Origin of the sequence: Flagellimonas aequoris, from assembly GCF_003584165.1 — a bacterium.
Taxonomy (GTDB): domain Bacteria; phylum Bacteroidota; class Bacteroidia; order Flavobacteriales; family Flavobacteriaceae; genus Flagellimonas; species Flagellimonas aequoris.
Genome location: NZ_QXFJ01000031.1, coordinates 15,969 through 36,778, shown reverse-complemented (window position 1 = coordinate 36,778; position 20,810 = coordinate 15,969). Strand labels below are relative to the sequence as shown.

At 43.4% G+C, this 20,810-nt stretch carries 20 protein-coding genes and 1 pseudogene; 11 read left to right on the top strand and 10 right to left on the bottom strand.

Going from position 1 to position 20,810, the window contains the following annotated elements:
- Nucleotides 1-44 precede the first annotated feature (44 nt).
- From D2U88_RS17865 to hypA, 6 genes are read right to left on the bottom strand one after another with little or no spacing between them, the layout of a single operon-like run.
- Nucleotides 45-1,787 carry a tetratricopeptide repeat protein gene (locus D2U88_RS17865; RefSeq protein ID WP_182859215.1) on the bottom strand — a complete coding sequence of 581 codons (1,743 nt, stop codon included), beginning with the start codon at nucleotides 1,785-1,787 and terminating at the stop codon, nucleotides 45-47.
- A 22-nt stretch (nucleotides 1,788-1,809) separates the two neighbouring features.
- Entirely contained in the window at nucleotides 1,810-2,538 is a 729-nt protein-coding gene (locus D2U88_RS17860; protein WP_182859214.1) for a leucyl/phenylalanyl-tRNA--protein transferase, read from the bottom strand.
- The gene (locus D2U88_RS17855; RefSeq protein ID WP_119641914.1) at nucleotides 2,504-2,770 is read right to left on the bottom strand and encodes a HypC/HybG/HupF family hydrogenase formation chaperone; all 267 of its coding nucleotides are present in this window, start codon (nucleotides 2,768-2,770) and stop codon (nucleotides 2,504-2,506) included. The genes D2U88_RS17860 and D2U88_RS17855 overlap by 35 nt, the downstream gene beginning before the upstream one ends.
- Nucleotides 2,771-2,780: 10 nt before the next feature.
- Entirely contained in the window at nucleotides 2,781-3,398 is a 618-nt protein-coding gene (gene hypB / locus D2U88_RS17850) for a hydrogenase nickel incorporation protein HypB (RefSeq protein ID WP_235855823.1), read from the bottom strand.
- Nucleotides 3,338-3,637 (bottom strand): hypothetical protein, encoded by a 300-nt coding sequence (locus D2U88_RS19740; protein ID WP_235855822.1) that lies wholly within the window; start codon nucleotides 3,635-3,637, stop codon nucleotides 3,338-3,340. The genes hypB and D2U88_RS19740 overlap by 61 nt, the downstream gene beginning before the upstream one ends.
- Before the next feature lie 51 nt (nucleotides 3,638-3,688).
- Nucleotides 3,689-4,030, bottom strand: a complete 342-nt coding sequence (gene hypA, locus D2U88_RS17845) for a hydrogenase maturation nickel metallochaperone HypA (protein WP_119641912.1) — start codon at nucleotides 4,028-4,030, stop codon at nucleotides 3,689-3,691.
- A 160-nt stretch (nucleotides 4,031-4,190) separates the two neighbouring features.
- Between hypA and D2U88_RS17840 the strand changes: the two genes are divergently transcribed.
- From D2U88_RS17840 to hypE, 7 genes are read left to right on the top strand one after another with little or no spacing between them, the layout of a single operon-like run.
- Nucleotides 4,191-5,315 (top strand): hydrogenase small subunit, encoded by a 1,125-nt coding sequence (locus D2U88_RS17840; RefSeq protein ID WP_119641911.1) that lies wholly within the window; start codon nucleotides 4,191-4,193, stop codon nucleotides 5,313-5,315.
- 10 nt (nucleotides 5,316-5,325) lie between these two features.
- Nucleotides 5,326-7,059 carry a nickel-dependent hydrogenase large subunit gene (locus D2U88_RS17835; RefSeq protein WP_119641910.1) on the top strand — a complete coding sequence of 578 codons (1,734 nt, stop codon included), beginning with the start codon at nucleotides 5,326-5,328 and terminating at the stop codon, nucleotides 7,057-7,059.
- A 13-nt stretch (nucleotides 7,060-7,072) separates the two neighbouring features.
- Nucleotides 7,073-7,825 (top strand): Ni/Fe-hydrogenase, b-type cytochrome subunit, encoded by a 753-nt coding sequence (gene cybH / locus D2U88_RS17830; RefSeq protein ID WP_119641909.1) that lies wholly within the window; start codon nucleotides 7,073-7,075, stop codon nucleotides 7,823-7,825.
- Nucleotides 7,826-7,835: 10 nt separating this feature from the next.
- Nucleotides 7,836-8,390 (top strand): hydrogenase maturation protease, encoded by a 555-nt coding sequence (locus tag D2U88_RS17825; RefSeq protein WP_119641908.1) that lies wholly within the window; start codon nucleotides 7,836-7,838, stop codon nucleotides 8,388-8,390.
- Nucleotide 8,391: 1 nt separating this feature from the next.
- Nucleotides 8,392-10,647, top strand: coding sequence for a carbamoyltransferase HypF (gene hypF, locus D2U88_RS17820; protein WP_182859213.1), 2,256 nt, complete (start codon nucleotides 8,392-8,394; stop codon nucleotides 10,645-10,647).
- Nucleotides 10,648-10,650: 3 nt separating this feature from the next.
- Nucleotides 10,651-11,739 (top strand): hydrogenase formation protein HypD, encoded by a 1,089-nt coding sequence (gene hypD, locus D2U88_RS17815; protein ID WP_119641906.1) that lies wholly within the window; start codon nucleotides 10,651-10,653, stop codon nucleotides 11,737-11,739.
- A 7-nt stretch (nucleotides 11,740-11,746) separates the two neighbouring features.
- Nucleotides 11,747-12,772: a hydrogenase expression/formation protein HypE gene (gene hypE, locus D2U88_RS17810; RefSeq protein WP_119641905.1), complete on the top strand. Its 1,026-nt coding sequence runs from the start codon at nucleotides 11,747-11,749 to the stop codon at nucleotides 12,770-12,772.
- Here the strand turns inward: hypE and D2U88_RS17805 are convergent.
- A complete protein-coding gene (locus D2U88_RS17805) occupies nucleotides 12,769-13,473 on the bottom strand; it encodes an urease accessory protein UreH domain-containing protein (RefSeq protein WP_119641904.1) in 705 nt (234 codons plus the stop codon). The two genes, hypE and D2U88_RS17805, sit on opposite strands and share 4 nt — an antisense overlap.
- A 153-nt stretch (nucleotides 13,474-13,626) precedes the next feature.
- Between D2U88_RS17805 and D2U88_RS17800 the strand changes: the two genes are divergently transcribed.
- A complete protein-coding gene (locus D2U88_RS17800; RefSeq protein WP_119642239.1) occupies nucleotides 13,627-14,778 on the top strand; it encodes an amidohydrolase in 1,152 nt (383 codons plus the stop codon).
- Between the two features lie 652 nt (nucleotides 14,779-15,430).
- Here the strand turns inward: D2U88_RS17800 and D2U88_RS17795 are convergent.
- A pseudogene (locus D2U88_RS17795) lies at nucleotides 15,431-15,886 on the bottom strand (IS3 family transposase); the annotation flags it as partial.
- A gap of 78 nt (nucleotides 15,887-15,964) precedes the next feature.
- Between D2U88_RS17795 and D2U88_RS17790 the strand changes: the two are divergent.
- A protein-coding gene (locus D2U88_RS17790) for an IS3 family transposase (protein WP_119641902.1) occupies nucleotides 15,965-17,133 on the top strand; the annotation gives its coding sequence in 2 pieces (ribosomal slippage) (nucleotides 15,965-16,223 and nucleotides 16,223-17,133; 1,170 coding nt in all).
- A 58-nt stretch (nucleotides 17,134-17,191) separates the two neighbouring features.
- Nucleotides 17,192-17,617 (top strand): hypothetical protein, encoded by a 426-nt coding sequence (locus tag D2U88_RS17785; protein WP_119641901.1) that lies wholly within the window; start codon nucleotides 17,192-17,194, stop codon nucleotides 17,615-17,617.
- Nucleotides 17,618-17,876: 259 nt separating this feature from the next.
- Here the strand turns inward: D2U88_RS17785 and D2U88_RS17780 are convergent, their stop codons facing one another.
- Nucleotides 17,877-18,578: a LytR/AlgR family response regulator transcription factor gene (locus D2U88_RS17780; protein ID WP_119641900.1), complete on the bottom strand. Its 702-nt coding sequence runs from the start codon at nucleotides 18,576-18,578 to the stop codon at nucleotides 17,877-17,879.
- A complete protein-coding gene (locus D2U88_RS17775; protein WP_182859212.1) occupies nucleotides 18,575-19,513 on the bottom strand; it encodes a sensor histidine kinase in 939 nt (312 codons plus the stop codon). Before D2U88_RS17775 ends, D2U88_RS17780 begins: the two co-directional genes overlap by 4 nt.
- A 315-nt stretch (nucleotides 19,514-19,828) precedes the next feature.
- Between D2U88_RS17775 and D2U88_RS17770 the strand changes: the two genes are divergently transcribed.
- Complete coding sequence (locus D2U88_RS17770) at nucleotides 19,829-20,788, top strand: hypothetical protein (protein ID WP_147378617.1); 960 nt, start codon at nucleotides 19,829-19,831, stop codon at nucleotides 20,786-20,788.
- The last annotated feature ends 22 nt before the right edge of the window (nucleotides 20,789-20,810 follow it).

Genomic DNA, 20,810 nt, shown 5'->3' with positions numbered 1-20,810 from the left:
ATACACTTTTTGGTCAGTTTTTTATGTTTTGGATTTTCGAAGCCTTACGACAATAATTGCCTCACTTTTTCAAAGTCTTCATGATGGATTCCGTCCCTCTCCAGAATGTCAAAATCCTTCAGGATGATTTCTTGGTACGTCTTGCCTTCGTCATTGGTTTGGCCTTTTAATTCCTCATAAAGTGGCAAGGCCCTGTCCAATTGGTTTTGCAAAAGATAAATATGGGCCAAATTGCACTGCAGGGACCTTGGAGAGGATTGAAGGTTTGGTGCTTTTTTAATGGTGTCTTCCGCTTCATCGAACCGTTTTGACCTCAATAGGAGCCAAGCCAGATTGGCATGGGCCAGTGCAAGTTCGTTCCTTAATAGAATGTTATCAGGGTATAATTTGAATTTTCCCGTCAGGAGTTCCTTGACCTGTTGTTGAAAAACCAATTTTTCTTCGGGAACAATGGTGCTATCTATTTCTTCATTCAGTTCCTTGATTTTCCCAAAAACCAAATGCATGGTCAACGCCTCTTCATCAACAGTGTTGAAATATTCGGTATAGTGTTCACAATCGTTTTTCATGTTTTTAATGACGGGACGATCGTCGTTGTATGACCGTAAACGCATCTCAACATCGTTCAGCAATTCCAATGCCTTTGTTTTATAATCGAAATCCACTTTGGTTTCCAATTCAGCCTGATATAGTTCCACCAAATTCAATGCTGTGGCACAAAAATCTGGATCAAAATTTATGGGTTGTTCTGATGCCAATCGCCTACGTATTTCCAAAGCCTGACCAAAATAATCCATTGCAGGTTGAAGTTGCTTTATCTCAAAGTGGAAAAGCCCCAGGTTATGAAGTCCTGTGGCCAGATAATGGGTGTATTCCTGTGGTCTGGAATCAGCAAGGCCATTGTAGAGTTCAACGGCTTGCCCAATATAGGCGATCGCCTTTTCAAAATCCTTCATTTCGGCATGTACAATGCCCATACTGCTCAAAGTTGCCGCCACATAGGGTTGGAAAATATCGTAAGCTTTACCGGATAGTTCCTGGTACACTCGCAGGGCCCTATCATAATGCTCCAATGCCTTTTCAGGCTCGCCCATCGCATTGAAGGTAACCCCCAAATTATTGAGCACGGCGGCCAAATACGGTTGAAAAGACTCTTCTCCTTCACTAATCAACCCTTCAAACAGCGATAAAGCTTTCAGGTATTGCATCTTGGCATCGAACTCATAGAATTCCTCGGTATAAATGTTCCCCAACTGATAATGGGCACTGGCCCTTAATGAATGATACATGTCCTCGGGCAATCGCTCATAAAGTTTGATGGCTTCCTTGTAGTATTTTTTGGCAAAGTAGAAATCGTTCTTCTTGTTATATACCTCGGCCAATGCAAACTGGGTATTGGCCAGATGTGGTGCAACGGCTGTTTGTCCATTATCCATTAGAACAGTAAATATATCGGAGGCAGCTTTATAATTTTCGATCGCCTTTGCCGTATCCAATTGGGTATAAATGGCTGCCAAATTGTTCAACAAAGACGCTCTTTCTACTTGATTTTCTGCTTCGGGTCCATGATCGTACACTGCCAGGGCCTCTTCAAATGCGGTCAAGGCATCCTGAGGTTTTTTCATTTTTTGGTATAATCTGCCCAGCACGCTGTTCAGGTGGATTTTTTGTTGGTCATTGGTGGCCAGTTTCAGTGCTTCTTGGTAGTTGTCAATGGATTTTTCCCATTCATTTTCCTGTAAAAGCACGTTGGCATGTTGTATCTGTTCTTCAAATGAGAGGCTCATCTTCTTACTTTTTTTGTATTTCCTAAAACTCAGTGGGGACATCGCGAAACGTATTCGCGTTTTCCTTGCATAGGCCCACATATTCCAACCTGGGCATTTCATCAAATTCAATACCTGAAAAGAAAAACGTGGCCTTTTGCATATCCATCAACTCAAAATCTTGATCCTTCAGTTTTTTAATCAAGTATAGCAGGGCGGCTTCATCGGCATGTTCCACGGTGGAGAACACATATTCAACAAAGAACAGTTTTTCAATGGCGACACCGAACAATCCGCCTACTAATTTCCCATCTTTCCACGCCTCAACGGAATGGGCGTATCCTTTTTGGTGCAATTCCATGAACATACGGACCATCCGTTCTGCTAACCATCGGTTGTCCATCTGACCATCTATATTGTATACCCTCTGACAACCGCGGAGTACTTCCTCAAAATGGGAGTCGACTCGTATATCAAAATCTTTCAAAAGGGAATCCAGTCGGGATTGGGGCATTTCAAAAGCATTGGGTCTCAATACAATCCTTGGGTCTGGTGACCACCATTTGATATGTTTTAAAGGATAATGCCAATAATAAATACCACTGTTATAGGCCAACAACAATCGCTCTATGGACATGGTGCCCCCAACGGCCAACAGCCCATCTATATCCGCAAAGTATGCTGGTGGAAAAGAAATTTCATCATTTTTGAGCTCAAAATAGGGCACGGTATCAAAATTATGGATTGCTTTCCGGTGGATGGTCCAAATCATCCAATTCTCCCAATTGTGAAAGCACCTCAAAGGTTTTTTTTGCCTCTTCCTCATCCACAATACTGATGGCCGCCCCCACATGGACCATGACATAGTCATCGACCTTGGCCTCTGGGACCAAAGCTAGGCTCACTTCTTTTTTGATTCCCCCGAAGGAGACTTTCCCCATACGGAAGGTTTCATCAAGTTCCGAAGTGATTTCCAATAATTTTCCAGGTATCGCTAAACACATAACCGTTGTTTTAGTGGTCTTCGGGAACCAACTTCGCGTTGGTCTCCAACCATTCATACCATTGCTCCATACCAGTGCCTTTGGTGGCCGATACTTCAAAGAAGACCAAACCAGGGTTCACCTGACGTGCATTCTTTTTCAGCTCTTCAATATTGGTATCCAAATAAGGCGCTAGGTCAATTTTGTTGATGATGCAAATATCCGAGGTATGAAACATGTCCGGATATTTGATGGGTTTGTCATCACCCTCAGTGGTGCTCACGATGACCACCCTTTTGTGTTCGCCTAAATTGAACATGGAGGGGCATACCAAGTTGCCCACATTTTCGATCATCAATACGGAGTCATTGGCAATATTCAATTGTTTGACCGCGTCATGGATCATATCACTTTCCAAATGGCATCCTTTCCCTGTATTGATCTGCAATACGGGAACATCCAAAGCTGCAATTCGGTTGGCATCGTTCAAGGTTTGTTGATCGCCCTCTATCACATAGAAAGAAATTTTATCCTTCATATCCTTTAAGGTACGCTCCAATAGCGACGTTTTACCAGAGCCCGGCGAACTTACCAGATTAAGGGCAAAGATGCCTTTGGCATCAAAATACCCCCGGTTTCTGGCCGCCATGATCTCATTCTGTTGTAGAATGTCACGCTCCACCTCCAATACCGTTTTATGATGATGGTCATGATCATGATCGTGGTGATGGTGATGATGTCCATGATGATGGTCATGGGAGTGCTCATGGTCGTGATGGTGATGACCATGATCGTGGCCGTGGGAGTGACCGTGTGAATGGTGGTGGTGATCATGATCGTGGCCATGGGTTTCCTTACCAATGGCCGGTGCCAAAATTTTGGCTCCATTCTCTTCGCTTCCGCATCCGCAAGTACCGCACATATTTCAAGTTTTTTGATTTATACTACCTCTAGGGCTTTAACCCTCAACTCTTTACCTTGTATTATACCTTTAAAACTACTGCCACAATTTGGGCAGGAATCGTAAAAATGTTCAATTTCAAAAACCGTATCGCAATCCGCGCATTGGCCCAAACCTTCTTTTACATCAATTCTTCTTTCCGCGCTTTCGAGTACCGTATTCTTCACTGCCGCTGGCCATACAAAATCCAAGGATTCAAACTCCACACCTGCCAATTTGCCGATTTCCAACTCGATCAAGGTGACCTTTTTGGCCTTGGCCTTTTTGGTCTCATCCTCGGCAATCTTTACAATACCCATGGCTACCGACAGTTCATGCATGATATTTATTTAAGTCCTGAATAAGAGGCACATAAGACACAATATTATCCAAAATATAATTCCAACAACATGACTTTTGTCATATGAATCCCTGATTGTAATATCTACATTTAGTGCTAAATCCCTGAAAAATTAATATTTAGGTTTAAAATTTTGGGTCATGGCACTAGAAAAATCAGTAAAGGAAACCTATTACGAAAGCATCATCAAGCAGGGTTACAGCAGACGTGATTTCATGAAGTTCGCCACCTATATCGCAGCATATATGGGTTTGGAGACATCCATGATCGGTCAGGTAGCCAAATCCCTGGAAAACACGTTCCGAATCCCCGTGATTTGGGAACATTACCAAGAATGTACTTGTTGTAGTGAATCGTTCATCCGGTCCGACCACCCGATTGTTTCGGATATCATTCTGGATAAAATTTCACTGGACTATACATTGACCTTGATGGCCGCATCCGGCCATCAGGCTGAAGCCGCCAAACAGGCCACCATGGAAAAATACAAAGGGGAATACATCCTCTGCGTAGAAGGTTCCGTGCCTCTGGGCGATGATGGCAACTATTGTTGCATTGCGGGTAGGTCCGCAAAAGAACTTCTGATCGAAGCCGCCGAAGGGGCCAAAGCAATCATTGCCTGGGGCAGTTGCGCTTCCAACGGATGCGTACAAGCCGCTTACCCCAACCCAACGCAGGCCACCCCGATACATAAAATCATCAAGAACAAACCCATTATCCGGGTCCCCGGCTGTCCTCCCATTGGCGAGGTCATGGCAGGAATCATTGTTCACATGATCACTTTTGACCGATTGCCAGAGTTGGATGGTCTTGGTAGACCAAAAGCATTCTACTCCAAAAGGGTACACGACTCCTGCTACAGAAGACCCTACTACGACGCCGGTCTTTTTGCCGAAACCTTTGACGATCAAAATGCCAAAGATGGCTATTGTTTGTACAAAGTGGGATGTCGTGGTCCAATGACCTATAACTCTTGCGGTACCATCAAATGGAATAATGGCGTTAGCTATCCAATCCAATCAGGTCATGGATGCATTGGTTGTAGTGAAGAGAATTTTTGGGACAACGGACCTTTCTACGAAAGATTGACCGGTTTGGCCGGATTTGGCATTGAAAGTTCCGCCGACACTATTGGCAAAGTAGCCGCCGGGGTTGTAGCAGGTGGTTTAGCGGTGCATGCCGTTGCCGCCAATATATCTAAACGGAAAGAACTGAAAAGCAGGACTTCCCGTGGCATACAGAATGAAAAGAAACTAGAGTCTTAATAAGATCATCATGGCAAATAGAATTGTTGTTGACCCTATTACCAGGATTGAAGGGCACTTGCGAATAGAAGTAGAGGTGAAGGATGGTAAAATAACCGACGCCTATAGTTCAAGTCCCATGGTTCGGGGTCTGGAAAATATTGTAAAAGGAAGAGATCCCAGGGACGTTTGGGCATTTGTGCAACGCGCATGTGGCGTATGCACCACGGTGCACGCCTTGGCTTCCGTAAGGTCGGTTGAAGATGCCTTGGGCATAGAGATCCCACCAAATGCCGAAATGGTACGGAACATTATGGAAGGTGCCCTGTACATGCACGACCATACCGTACACTTTTACCATCTTCATGCCCTGGATTGGGTAGATGTGGTAAATGCACTGAAGGCAGATCCCGCTGAAACCTCCAAACTGGCACAGAGCATCTCCAGTTGGCCCAAGAGTTCTCCTGGTTATTTTTCCGATATCAAAAAAAGGGTCACAAGATTTGTGGAAAGTGGGCAACTGGGCATATTTGCAAACGGTTACTGGGGCCATCCCCAAATGAAATTGCCCCCTGAAGTCAACCTTTTGGCAGTTGCCCACTATCTGGAAGCCTTGGAGTGGCAGAAAGAAATCGTAAAGGTCCACACCATTTTTGGTGGTAAGAACCCCCACCCCAACTATCTGGTAGGCGGTATGGCCTGTGCCATCAATACGGAAAGTCCTGGAGGTATCAACGCTGAACGATTGGCCTATGTGGGAAGATTGCTCAAAGAAGGAAAACAGTTCATAGAACAGGTCTATATCCCAGATTTATTGGCCATTGCCTCCTTCTACAAAGATTGGGGAGCTATTGGCAAAGGATTTGGCAATTACATGGCTTATGGTGACTTCCCAACCAATGGCTATAGTGATATTTCCAGTTTTAAATTTCAGCAAGGTGTTATTTTGGATAGGGACCTATCCAAGGTATATGACGTAAATCACAGAAATGATGATATCGCTGAATTCATAAACAATTCTTGGTATGATGACTATGCTGAAGGTAAAGACCAAGGCAGACACCCATGGGATGGTGAGACCAACATCAACTATTCGGGCCCCAAACCTCCCTATGAAGAATTGGATGTCAGTCAGAAATACAGCTTTATCAAAACACCTCGTTGGCAGGGCAAACCTATGGAGGTAGGACCATTGGCCAGACTCTTGGTAGGGTATGCAAGGGGCAACAAGGAAATTCAGGAAGCAGTGAATGGTGCTTTGAGCCATTTGGACGTGCCTGTCGATGCTCTTTTCTCCACTTTGGGAAGAACAGCGGCCAGGGGTATAGAAACCCAATTGGTGGCCAATTGGACCATGGAGTTTTATGACACCTTGTTGTTGAACATCAAGAACGGGGATACCCGAATGGCCAATATGGCTAAATGGGAACCCGAGTCATGGCCAACAGAATGCAAAGGGGTAGGTTTTTCAGAAGCACCAAGGGGTGCCTTGGCCCACTGGATCAAAATCAAGGAAGGTAAGACCGAAAATTATCAATTGGTGGTTCCTTCTACTTGGAATGCCTCACCCAGAGATCCCAAAGGACAGCGTTCGGCCTATGAATCCACACTTTTGGACACCCCAGTGGCAGACCCTGAATTACCTTTGGAAATCATCAGGACCATCCACTCATTCGACCCCTGTATAGCCTGTGCAGTGCATCTATATGATGAGCACGGAAAGCATATTTCACAAGTACAAAACGTTTCGAGCTGCGAAATCTAGTAAATCATGAATCATGCAAACACGAAAATTTAGACGGGTATATGTTTGGGAGCTTCCGGTTCGGTTTTTCCATTGGATCAACGCGCTCTCCATTGTCATATTGGCCATAACAGGATTCATCATTGCCAATCCCCCGGCCATTTTGTCCAATAGGGAAGCAAGCGATATTTATTGGTTCGGCACAGTCCGCTTTATACATTTTGCCACGGCCTACGTATTCTTTTTCAATATGATACTGAGAATTTATTGGTCGTTCGTGGGTAACAGATTTTCCAGCTGGCGTGCCTTTTGGCCTTTCAATAAAAAAATGTGGCATAATTTCTTGCATGTGATTAAGGTGGATGTCCTTTTGGCCAATGAAAAAAAACCGGACATTAAGGATATCAGTATTGGGCATAATAGTGTGGCGGCCATATCCTATGTGATTTTGTTCCTTTTGGCATTGGTACAGGTGTTTACAGGGTTCGGACTGTATTCTTCCACCGCAAGCTGGTGGTTGCCCAAAATGTTCAGTTGGGTGGTACCCTTTTTAGGGGGTGATTTCATTGTAAGGACTATTCACCATACCACCACGTGGCTCTTTATATTGTTCACTTTGATTCATGTGTATTTGGTGTTCTACCACGACTGGCTCGAAGGAAGAGGCGAAGTTTCATCCATGTTCGGAGGCTATAAATTTGTCTGCGACGAAAGACTCAAACAATTGGTTGAAGATGAAGAAATAGAAGCTCCCGTGGATGAGGAAGCCATGGAAATTATAGAGTAATACCTACAACATGGAGCAATCAACAAATACCAAATCGGATTTGGCAAAAAAGCCTATTGCCATAAGCAGTGATGCCTTTTATTTTGAAAAAGATAAGTCTAGGTCCATTTTGGTATTGGGTGTTGGCAATTACTTGATGGGCGATGAAGGGGTCGGGGTCCATTTGATACAACACATGGATACGATGGAACTGCCAGACCATTTGGACATTTTGGATGGTGGAACGGGTGGATTTCTATTGTTGAACTGTTTTGAAAGCTATAACAAGATCATCTTTGTGGACGCCACCATGGATGGTCAACCAGAAGGAACCATTTCCCTCATCCGGCCCAAATTCGCCAGTGACTTTCCTTCGGCATTGAGTGTTCATGACGTGGGACTCAAGGATATGATCGAAGCGGTATACCTCATGGAAACCCAACCAGATTTGTATCTTTTCACCATATCCATAGAAAAAGTGGAACCCATGACCACAGAATTGGCACCAAAAGTAAAAACGGCTATTCCCGAGGCAATCGAACAAATTATGGACTTGGTGGATACCCTGCACCATCAAATTTCATAAGGTGTCCAAATCTTTCAAGATCATAGTGACCGGTCGCGTGCAAGGAGTTGGTTTTAGGCCCCATGTGTTCAACTTGGCTCAAAAATTTGGTTTGAAGGGTTCCGTATCCAATAATGAAGAAGGTGTAATCATTTATCTTTCTGGTGAATTCGAGAAAATCCAGCAATTTTATAAAACGCTCATACAGCAACCTCCAAAATTGGCCAAAATAAAGGACCATCATCTATCAGAAGTCACATACCGAGCATTTGATGGATTTTCCATTGTTCCGTCCCAAACCGGAGGAAAATTGAATTTACAGCTCACCCCCGATTTTGCTATTTGTGATACCTGCAAAGAAGAGATCACCGACCCGAACAACAGACGCTACCACTATCCCTTTACCACTTGCGTGAACTGCGGACCCCGCTGGGCCATTACCAACAAGTTCCCGTTTGAAAGGGACCATACCAATATGACTGTTTTTGAAATGTGTGATTCGTGTGCAACGGAATACCAAGATCCTTCGAACCGTAGGTTCCATTCCCAGACCAATTCCTGTTCCCATTGTGGTATTGAACTAAAATTGACCGATGCCAAAGGAGCTACTATTTCAGACGGGGATGTCATCCAAAAAACCGCAAGCTTTATCAAAAATGGAAACATTGTGGCCATCAAAAATACCAGCGGATATCTTTTGTGTTGTGATGCGACGAATCCTCTTGCCATTCAAAAACTACGTAAAAGAAAACGAAGACCTACCAAGCCTTTTGTTATTCTATATCCTTCCCTTTCATTATTGAAACAGCATTTGAAGGTCACCAAAATACAGGAAGAAACCTTGACCTCTCCGGAAAGTCCCATCGTGATCATTCCAAAAACCGATTTGAACGGAAACTTGGTTGTGGATGAATTGGCCCCCCAACTGAACCAATTGGGTATTATGCTCCCCTACTCTGGCATTTTGCACTTATTGGCCACCGAACTTGGAATCCCGATTGTGGCCACCAGTGGCAATATTCATGCATCGCCCATTATCAGTGATGCGGATATGGCCCACCAAGAATTGGCGGAAGTGGCCGATTATTTTTTGGACCATAATTTGGAAATCACTAATCCACAGGACGACTCCGTAGTCAAGTTTAGCAATCGTTTCCATGAAAAAGTCATTTTTAGACGATCTAGGGGGCTCAGTCCAAATTTTGATTCTGAAGTAAAGACGGACCAGAAAATATTGGCCATGGGCGGACACCTGAAAAGCACGTTGGCCTTTATCCCCAACGACTACCTATACATCAGTCAATATTTGGGAAACTTGGACCATTTTGATGTCTATGACCGCTACATGGATACCGCGGACAAGTTTACCAAACTGTTCCAGGTACTTCCCGAAGTTATCCTTGTGGATAAACATCCTACCTACAATAGCACCCTTCACGGTATGGAATTGGGAAAAAAATGGAATATCCCAGTAGCCTCCGTTCAACATCACAAGGCCCATTTTGCTTCGGTATTGGGTGAGCATGGACTCTTTGGGCAAAGCTCGCCTGTTTTGGGTGTCGTTTGGGATGGTACCGGTTACGGGGACGACGAACAGGTTTGGGGAGGCGAATTTTTCAAATACCATGATCAGTCCATGGAACGTGTCGGGCATTTTGAATATTTTGATTGGCTGGCCAGCGACAAGATGGCCAAGGAACCCCGGATATCTTTTTTCTCTTTGGCTGATGCAGCGATGAATGAAGAAATCCAGCAAAAATTTTCCAAAGAAGAAATTTCCATTTATCGTCATTTAAAGAAGAAAGAATTGCTCAAAACCTCTTCCGTAGGTCGACTTTTCGATGCCGTGGCATCCCTTTTGAACATTTGCGACTTCAACACCTATGAAGGCGAGGCAGCCATCTTGCTTGAAAATCAAATCCAACAATACTCATTGGAAAATTGTACTTGCTATATCAGTGAAATAAACGACGGAATAGTGCCCACCCATCTCCTTTTTGCAAAAATCCATCATGACTACAGAAGTGGAAGGGACAAACAAGAAATCATAGTTGACTTTCTCTTCACCTTGACCACCATGGTCATTAAAATGGCAGAACAACAGAATATCAAGGAAATTGCCATGAGCGGCGGCGTCTTTCAAAATACGGTTTTGGTTGATATGATCAAGGAACTGGCGGGAAGTGAATACAAACTCTATTTTAATCGTAACTTAAGTCCAAATGATGAAAATATCTCTTTTGGACAAGTGGCATACCATCAATATATAAAGCATTGACCAATGAAGTATTTGAGTGAGTATAGAAATCTGGAGGCCACCAAACGCTATTTGGAACTCATTGAAAAAACGGCCACCAAAACTTGGAACATCATGGAAATCTGTGGTGGGCAGACCCATGGATTGGTGAAGAACGGTATCATCAACCTGCTACCTGAAAACGTTCGGATGATCCACGGGCCTGGATGTCCCGTTTGTGTAACGCCCCTCAACCTAATTGACAAAGCGGTGGAACTTCTGGAAAACGGGGTCATAGTTTGCTCTTTTGGGGATATGGTCCGGGTACCTGGTAGCAAAAAGAGCCTTTTGGAGGCCAAGGCCAACGGTGGTGACCTTCGCATCCTCTATTCGCCATTGGAAGCCGTCAATATTGCCAAGCAAAATCCAGATAAAGAGGTCGTGTTTTTTGCTGTGGGATTTGAAACCACGGCACCTGCCAACGCACTTTCTGTTTTGCATGCCAAAAAGGAACAGGTGAAAAATTATTCCATATTGGTGTCCCACGTATTGGTGCCTCCTGCCATGGAAGGGATTTTGGGCGATGAGTTCTGTACCATCGATGCCTTTTTGGGGGCGGGGCATGTGTGTGCCATTATGGGAATGAAAGAATATTATCCTCTTGTAGAAAAATACAAAATCCCCATTGTGGTGACCGGATTTGAACCTTTAGATTTGGTTCAAGGTATTTATATGGCTTTGGTCCAATTGGAGAAAGGAGAACACAAGTTGGAAAATCAGTATGCACGGGTTGTACGGGAAGAGGGAAACTTGGAGGCCCTCAAAATCATTGCATCGGTTTTTGAGGTAGGTGACCGTGAATGGCGCGGCATTGGAACCATCCCCGACAGCGGTTATGTGCTGAAACCTAAATTCCGGGACTATGACGCGGAATCCAAGTTTGGGGTCAGCTCCATTACCACACCAGAAAACTCCGAGTGTATTGCCGGACAGATTCTAAAAGGTATTAAAAAACCGCATGAATGTCCACAATTTGGTAAGGCCTGCAATCCTTCCAACCCGTTGGGTGCGCCCATGGTTTCATCCGAAGGTGCCTGTGCCGCCTATTATCATTTTTCGAACCACTTAAACTAACAACGCCATGAACAAGATAGATTTAGGATACGACTCCATTAACCTCGGCCATGGCAGTGGTGGTTTGATGACCCGTGACCTGTTGGACAAGATTATTTTTGAAACGTTCAGCAATCCTTACCTCGATCAAAAACACGATGGTTCCATCATTCAAATGGATGGAAAAATCGCCATCTCCACCGACAGTTTTGTGGTTTCCCCCATCTTTTTTAAAGGAGGTAATATCGGAGATTTGGCGGTCAACGGCACAGTGAACGATGTGGCCATGTGCGGGGCCATCCCCGAGTTTTTATCGTTGGCCTTTATCGTGGAAGAAGGATTGGCCATTGGCGATTTCATCAAGATTGTGGAAACCATCAAAGAAACCGCCGACCGGAGCGGGGTCAAGATCATTACTGGTGACACCAAGGTGGTGGAACGTGGTAAAGGCGATAAGATTTTCATCAACACCACGGGATTTGGCAAGGTGCATCCCAAGGCGGACATCTCAGCCAAAAAAATTAAACCGGGCGACAAAATCATCATTAGTGGGCCCATTGCCCAGCATGGTATGGCCATCATGTCTCAAAGGGACGGTTTGGAATTTGAATCAAGCATAGAGAGCGATACCACCAACCTGAACTTCTTGGTAAGTAAACTTTTGGATTCCTTCGGCGACAAAATCCACTTGTTCCGAGATCCCACCAGAGGTGGTTTGGCCAGTGTCCTTTCTGAAATTGCCAGTGACATCCATATGGGAGTGAACATCACCGAGAGTGCATTACCCATAGATGACCAAGTGGCCGCTGCCTGCGAGATGCTAGGACTTGACCCCCTATTTGTGGCCAACGAAGGTATTTTTGTGTCCATCGTTGACCCGGAAATAGCATCTGAAATGATTGAATTGATGCAAAAGGATGACAAGGGAGAAAGAGCCATTTGTATTGGAGAAATTACAGAAGAACATCCGAACAAAGTGGTTATGCACAGTGTCATTGGGGGCAAGCGCATGGTAACCCCAATGATCGGGGAGCAATTGCCAAGGATTTGTTAGGTACTGAAAATCCAATAAATACCAATGACCAGGGCAAAAAGTCCGCCCGCAAAACGGATTCCATTGAAAAAAATATCGTTGTGGCCATTTTTTACCACTGAAGATACTTTCCCGATGACAAAGGCAAAAGTGATCATGGCCACCAATATTCCAATGGCAAAGCCGATGATATAGGCGAGGGAATCGGACTGTGTTTCAAAGCCCAAAACAGGCAGGAACAGCAAAAAATGGGAAATCCCGGCCAATCCGTGCAAAATTCCAATGGAAAATGAAGCAAAATTGTTTTGCTTTAATGCATCTGAATGTTGGTGATGGTGTGTAGGATTATGTTCGTGTTTGTGCTCATGGGAGTGGATGACAGGAGCATGTTCCGTATGCACATGTAAATGTTTATGGTGTCTTCGCTTTTTGAAAATCCGGTACAAGGACCAACAACCTATGCCTACCAACACCACACCCACCAATTGCTCACTGTATTGGGAAATCGTATCCACTGGAATGATTTCCTTGAAAATGGCAAACAATAACCCAATGGCAATCATGCCCACCAAGTGCCCAATACCCCAGAACAGCCCTATTTTCCAAGCCTTTCGTTTGGATTCGATGGCAAAGGGAGCGACCGCCGCCAAATGATCGGGACCAGCAATGACATGTAGCATGGAGGCTATTAAACCAGCGGTCAACGGAAAGGTTGTATCCATGTATTTTTTAGTGGAATTTACACCCTTAAATTTACGAAATTTTATATGGTTAAATATCAAAAAACGACTTCACACGACCTTCTCCAACGTCATTTTCAAAATATCATTTTGGCTATCTTTATTGAGTCAAAAATTGGTCAATTCCACATCGATATGCAACCAAACATTCCTTTGGTCCATCCAGAAATTATGAAACTGAGAAAGGAACTGCACACCTATCCTGAATTGTCCGGTCAAGAATATGAAACCGCAAAAAGGATATGGAAATTTGCAGAAAAGCATGCACATACAGCTCGAATTGAAACTTTTGGGAAAACTGCCATAGCTATCATTTATGAGTTTTCAAAAAAAGGGAAAACCATTGCCATCCGATGTGAATTGGATGCCTTGCCCATTGTAGAAGAAAACGAATTTCCACATAAATCTGCCAATACAGGGGTTTCCCATAAATGCGGGCATGACGGCCATATGGCCATGGTTTCCGGATTGGTTTTTTGGCTGGAAACACAACCTATCCAAAACGGTAAGGTCATCCTGCTCTTTCAACCTGCCGAAGAGACAGGCAAAGGAGCACAAATGTTGGTGCAGGATAAAAAATTTGAAGCCCTGGGCATCGATTACGTTTTCGCGCTCCATAACATTCCAAAGGAACCTATCAACAACATCATAATCACCCCAAAAGGATTTTCTGCGGAAGTAATAAGCGTTATCATAAAAACCAAGGGAAAAGAAGCCCATGCAGCCGAACCAGAAAACGGTATCAATCCAGCCTTGGCGATATCAAAAATCATTGGAGAAATGGCTCTCCTAAATCATACAGACCCTCATCTTGAGGATTTTGCCGTATTGACCCCTGTTCACCTACTGATGGGCGAAAAAGCTTATGGCATTTCCCCTTCAAATGCTGAATTACATTATACCATACGTACTTGGAACAGTACGCAAATGTCCGATTTGACTTCTAAAATTGAAGCATTGGTGGAACAAATCTGCCGATTGCACAAACTGGACTTTAACCTGGAATGGCTTGAATATTTCCCGGCAAGCATCAACGATACCGAATGCAGTGATCAAATCCATATGGCTGCCTTTGAAAACGGTTTGGAAATCGTACAAAAGAACCATCCATTTAAATTTGGGGAGGACTTTGGGTGGTACTCCAAAAAATACAAAACAGCCATGTTCGGGCTAGGCGCAGGAGTTGATTCCCCTGCCTTGCACCATGCCGATTATGACTTTCCTGACGAAATCATAGGTGCTGGAATCCAAATGTTCACATCTATTATCCAGAATATCTTGAAATAGGCTTATCTATTCCATCTGTCATTTTTCGAATTGCTCTAAGTCTACAAAATATCAGAAAATAAAAAAGCCCCACTTACAAATTCAAGTAACCTTGATTTGACGTGAAGCTTTTAATCTTTATGTGACCACGGCGGGACAGAATTCGAACTTTTTAAAGCAAGACATTGAAATTATTATCAATAAATCATTTCATATTAGAAGTACTTGATTTTAATTCATTAAGAGGTTTTGTGTCCAAAATAATGGAGATGTAAGGATTCCCCTAAGCCAATTTATGGAAAACATCCTTACCGGATCCTATGAATAAGGTACCGGAAAGGTCATCTAATATATCCTATGTAGGAGAAGGAAAAACCTTGCTTTCTGGCCCCTTCCAGGAATAAATACGCATTTCCATCCTTTGCCACATCACTTAGTCTATGGCTACTCCGTATCTGTAGTGATAATGTGTACTATAGTCAGAATTGGTGTCTACCAAAAATCCCGCATAACCCCGATAATGACATCCACGACACTCTTGGTATGAATATTCAGCAACAATGGGGTTTCCAAATAGTGCAATTGACTTAGGCACTTTGTAAAAATTTCCAACATCAATAAATGTAGATACCCCAATCTTTAGGACAGTTTCTCTACAAAACTAATATAATTATCAAGCCGCTCTTTTAAATAGATCAATGGGTCTTTCATAGTCAATGGACTGATGTCTTCTCTCATGGTTGTAATAATCAAAGTACTCTGCCAATAACAGATAAAGGTCCATACCGTCCCTTGGTGGGTTCAGGTATATCTTCTCGTATTTCACGTTTCTCCATAGCCTTTCGATAAAGGCATTGTCCGTGGCCCTTCCCTTACCGTCCATGCTCAGGCGTATTCCCTGGCCCAAAACATAGTTGGCGAACTCCTCGGCGGTGAACTGGCTCCCCTGGTCCGTATTGAGGATCTCAGGTGTCCCGTGCCCGCCTATTGCCTCTTCCAATGTTTCCCTGCACCATTGGGCATCCATGGAATTGGACACGCTCCAGTTCAGGACATAGCGGCTGTGCAGGTCGATGATGGCCACCAGATAGAGATATCCCTGTTGCATGGGGATATAGGTGATATCTGTGGCCCATACCTGGACTTACTACATTTGACTGGACATTGAGATAGGAGCATGTTGACTGTTTGAATTAACTTTGAAAACATGTCAAAACCAAAAAGAGAGTACACAACGGAGTCCGAGCAAAAGGCCGTCGAACTGAGCTATGCCAGGGGCAATGCCGCAGAGGTATGTAGGGAACTGGGGCTGAACCCCTCGGTATTGGGACGCTGGCGCAGGGAGGCCAAAAAATACGGGGAGAACAGTTTTCCCGGAAAGGGCAACCCCAAGCTTACCGAAGAACAAAGGGAGATAGCCGAGCTCAAGAAAAAACTGAGGGACGTGGAGATCGAGCGTGATATCCTAAAAAAGGCGATGGCCATCTTCTCCTAGGGCGACAGGAAAAATATAGGTTCATAAAACACCACAGGTTCAAATTTCCTGTCGGGAAGATGTGCAAAATGTTCAAGGTAAGCAAAAGTGGGTATTACAATTGGTTGGACCGGGGGCCTTCCAAAAGGTGGTCAGAGAACGAGGCCCTGACGGTGGCCATACGTGGTATTTTCAAGGACAGCTTCGGGAGTTACGGGGCTCCAAGGATCAGGGAGGAGCTCTTGAAAAGGGGATATCGGGCCTCAAGACCGAGGGTTGCCAGGATAATGAGGGCCAACAGGCTTTTCGCCAAAAGAAAGAGAAAGTCCGGGGCCACCACGGACAGCAAACACGATTATCCGATAGCGCCCAATATATTGGACCGGGACTTTACGGTACACAGGAGAAACCAGGTCTGGGTATCCGACATGACCTATATAAGGACCGGTGAGGGATGGATGTACCTAACGGTGATCATGGACCTGTTCCACAGAAAGGTCGTTGGGTGGTCTATGGGCAAGACCTTGGCCACTGCCGACACCATAATACCCGCTTGGAAGATGGCGGTAAGGTCGAACAATATCACGGACAGGCTTGTTTTCCATTCTGATAGGGGCTCACAATATGCCAGTTACGAGTTCACCGATATCCTTAAAGGATATGTACAATCAATGGGCAGAAAAGGGAATTGCTGGGACAATGCAGTGGCGGAATCTTTCTCCAAGAGCTTGAAGGTCGAATGGGTGTACCATCAAAACTATAACTTCAGGTCCGAAGCGGAACTATCTATATTCCAGTGGATAGGGACTTGGTACAATAGGAAGAGGATACACCCGACATTGCATTATAAAACCATAGGGGAATTTGAAAACGAAATGTATAACCAAAAATCAGCTGCATGACTCTTATCTCATTGTCCATTTTTTTGTTGCAAGTCCACTCGGCCAACTTAAAGAAAGGATGGACACATTGGAAAGAAGATATGTCGTGCTGAACGAGATCACAAAGTCCCAGTACGACCTTTTCATGCCGGAACTGAAAGCCGAACAAAGGGAACTGGAGATGAAATTGGAAAATGGGGGAATAAATAGTTCGAACCTCAAAAAGTCCGTAAAATTGGCACTTGATTATGCCTGTAACCTACCATCACTGTGGAAGTTAGGGGATTTGGAAACCAAAAGGGCCATACAATATATGGTCTTCCCCGACGGGATTGGGTATGACTTCAAAAACAAGCGAGTTCGAACTTTTCGGGTCAATGAGATTTTTGGCGCAATCTCTTTGTTCACAGGGGATTTGAAGGGCAAAGGAAAAGGGGACTTCCACTCGATCTGTAGAAAATCCCCTTTAGTGACCCCCCAACGGGACAGAGTTCAAACTTTTTGAAGGAGGATATTGAAATTATTATCAATAAATCATTTCATATAAGGAGTGTGTAGATACCCAAAAATTAGGGCAGTAAGTTTAAGTAAGATCAACCATTATAAGATATGTAGGCTTCATCAATTCGGTCGTCCCAATCTAAAGAAACCGTTTTACATACTACGTCCCTCACCATTCCTGAAGTGTGAATTTGTCAAGACTTTTGGGTAATTGCTACTTTTTACTATTTAGAGCGAAACCTGTAGTTGTTATCACGTTGAAATTAAGATTTTGATATATAAGAATTATAAAAATCTTCCTGATATACTTTGCTTAAGGGGATTTCATGCTCCCTAATATATATGGTGTAATGGTCAAAAGAGTCTATGGCCGACTCATTGACAATATAGGATTTGCTCACACGCAAAAAATGTTTTTTCGGCAATTTTTCATGGATTGCTTTAAGGTTCAATGCCGTGATTACCTTATCCTTTGCCGTATGGACGACCACATAGTCCTTCAAGCCTTCTATAAAAAGGATTTTCTCATATTGAATCTTATAGTACCTACGCTCGGATTTGATGAATAGAAAGTCAGTCGACATTTCATTTCTTTTGGAACCACCCTCTTCAATTAGCTTATGAAAGGTGAAAGCCTTGTCCACGGCCTTTTCAAACTGGCTTCTTAGAATAGGTTTCAACAAATAGCCTATTGCATCGACAGCATAGCTATCAATCGCATACTCTTTGTAAGCTGTGGCAAAAATAACCATGGAATCCTCAATGGTCTTGGCAAATTCAAGACCATTTATGCCAGGCATTTCAATGTCCAGAAATATGAGGTCGACCGTATTACTGTTTAAAAATAATTTGGCCTGCGAGATATTTTTGAAGGCACCGAGTAACTTTAGATCATTGCGTGATGACACCATGTCGACCATTCCTTCCCGTGCCAAGGGCTCATCGTCTATTATGATACATTTCATAAAGGAAGTCTTAGATCTATAGAGTAGCTGGCCCTGCGGTCCTCGATAAGGAAAGTATATGTAGTGCCATATAGCAGATCCAACCTACGTTTTACATTTTGAAGGCCCAGACCTTCATTCTTTTTGACAGTGACCATATTTGGCTTTGTATTCCGGCATTTAAAAGTAATAAAACCGTTTTCCAAGTGAAAATCTATTTGTGCCTCGGAAGGCAAATCCGAATCGAGGCTATGTTTTATGGCATTTTCCACAAAAACCGATAAGATATGTGATGGGACCTTTTGATCATTTACCTCGGTCCCGGTCAGGTTGACCGCAAAGGTAAAATCATCCCGTCTTATTTTTTCAAGTTCCAAAAAGTCTCGGATAAATTTAATCTCTGACGAAAGCATGACCATCGGCCGATTCTTGTCATATAAATGGTGCCTTAGAAAATCCGATAGTTTAATGGTTACATAGGATGCCTTTTCAGGATCTTTTCCAATCAGGATATTCAAGTTGTTGAGCATATTGAAAAGAAAGTGTGGATTTATTTGATTTTTCAATGCCTGCAGTTCAACTTTGAGGGCCTTGTTTTCCAAGTCCACTATTTTCTCATTGTCCGATATCCATCGTTGAAAGAGCTTCAACGCAGTGGAACTAAGGATAAAAGGAAGCATCGTGGTCGCTACATTGAACAGTTGGGTAAAAAACCCGAATTGCCTTGAATCATGTATTGTTGGATCGGGTTCCAATATATGTTCAACAAATAACCTGATCACAAAAAACTCCAGACAAACACCTATCACCAAGGACAATAAATAGGTCACATAATATTTCTTATAAAGGATTCGAGGAATTAGGATGTACATGTTCACATAGAAAAACACCACTAGAATAAAATAGGTGAAGGACAGTAAATAATATTTGTCGGAAGAATCGAATTTATTATTCAAATCTCTTCCATCATAGTTTATAATCACAATAAACAGAAAAATCAAAATAGCGAGGTGCCGCAGCACCCTATATTTTTTTTCTGTCAAAAAGTTCAAAAAGAAATTATTGTTTCCTGTGTTCATCCCATATCTAGTCGGTGTTCCAATTTAGAGGTTTTTTATTATAGGCACTCAAAATTATACCAAAGGGGCAGAAAATTATACGAAATTGTTCAATTGGCGGATTTCGTCTAAAAAAAGTAGGGTTTGGTATAATAAAACAAAACGATTTTCCACATTGGTTAGGTTTGCCCCGTGAAAACGTAAAGTCCACCAATGGTTAAATTTATTCTTGTTTGTCTATTATTGGGTTTGTACGGGATGGCCCAAGCCCAAGACACCCTTTCGGTTACACCCGTATCTTTTTCAAAAAGTTTGGCGGAGAAATTTTCAGAAACACGGATACTGAACGTGGAGTATGGAAATTTTGGACCTTATGATTTTAAATCAAAATTGCTTGGTCAGGAATTGGGCCAAGAACGTTTGGAGGTTCAACAAAACGTTAAAACAAACATCAACATTCCGGTTCTCCAAAAACAAAAATGGCGATTCACCGTTTCGCAATTCTATCATTTTCAGAATGCAAGTGTCGAAAATTACGAACAGGGGGACGAAAAGTTGCACTACTTTAAATCAGCACTTAGTCTTACCTATTTTTCCAGTCTTTTTAAAAAGCCGGTTATCTACAACGCGAGCGTATTGGGCGATGCCAGCTCGGAGCATTTTGGTCGTTTGCAGGGTTTGGTGTCGGCGATAATGGTCTTAAAAAGAAGTAAAAAAGAAAGCTTGAACATTGGTCTATTGGGGCGCTTGGATCCAACGGCGCAAATTCCCGCATTTCCCATAGTTACATATACTAGGAGCATTTTTAACAATGCGTGGCGACTGGATGTAGTGCTGCCATCACGTCTTATGCTGCAGACACGGCTGACGCAAAACGGAAGGTTGTCCATCGGTAGCGAGTTTGAAACGTCAAACTTCTATATATACACGGGTGGGTTGGTGGACAATGCCAACGATTTTGAGTTCAGACAATTTGGGGTCAAGTCCGGCCTTGTATACGAACACCTGATTAAGGACAAGATTGTTCTCACGGGGAGATTGGGCGTTATGAACGTATTCCAATCTGGAATGACTGTAAAGGGAGAGACCTTCAAAGAGGACAACTTTGTTATGGAGTTTGAGCCAAAGCCCTCGGGTTACTTTAGCCTTGGAATTTCATTCAATCCTTTTTAAACGATAAACAATTTGATACAAA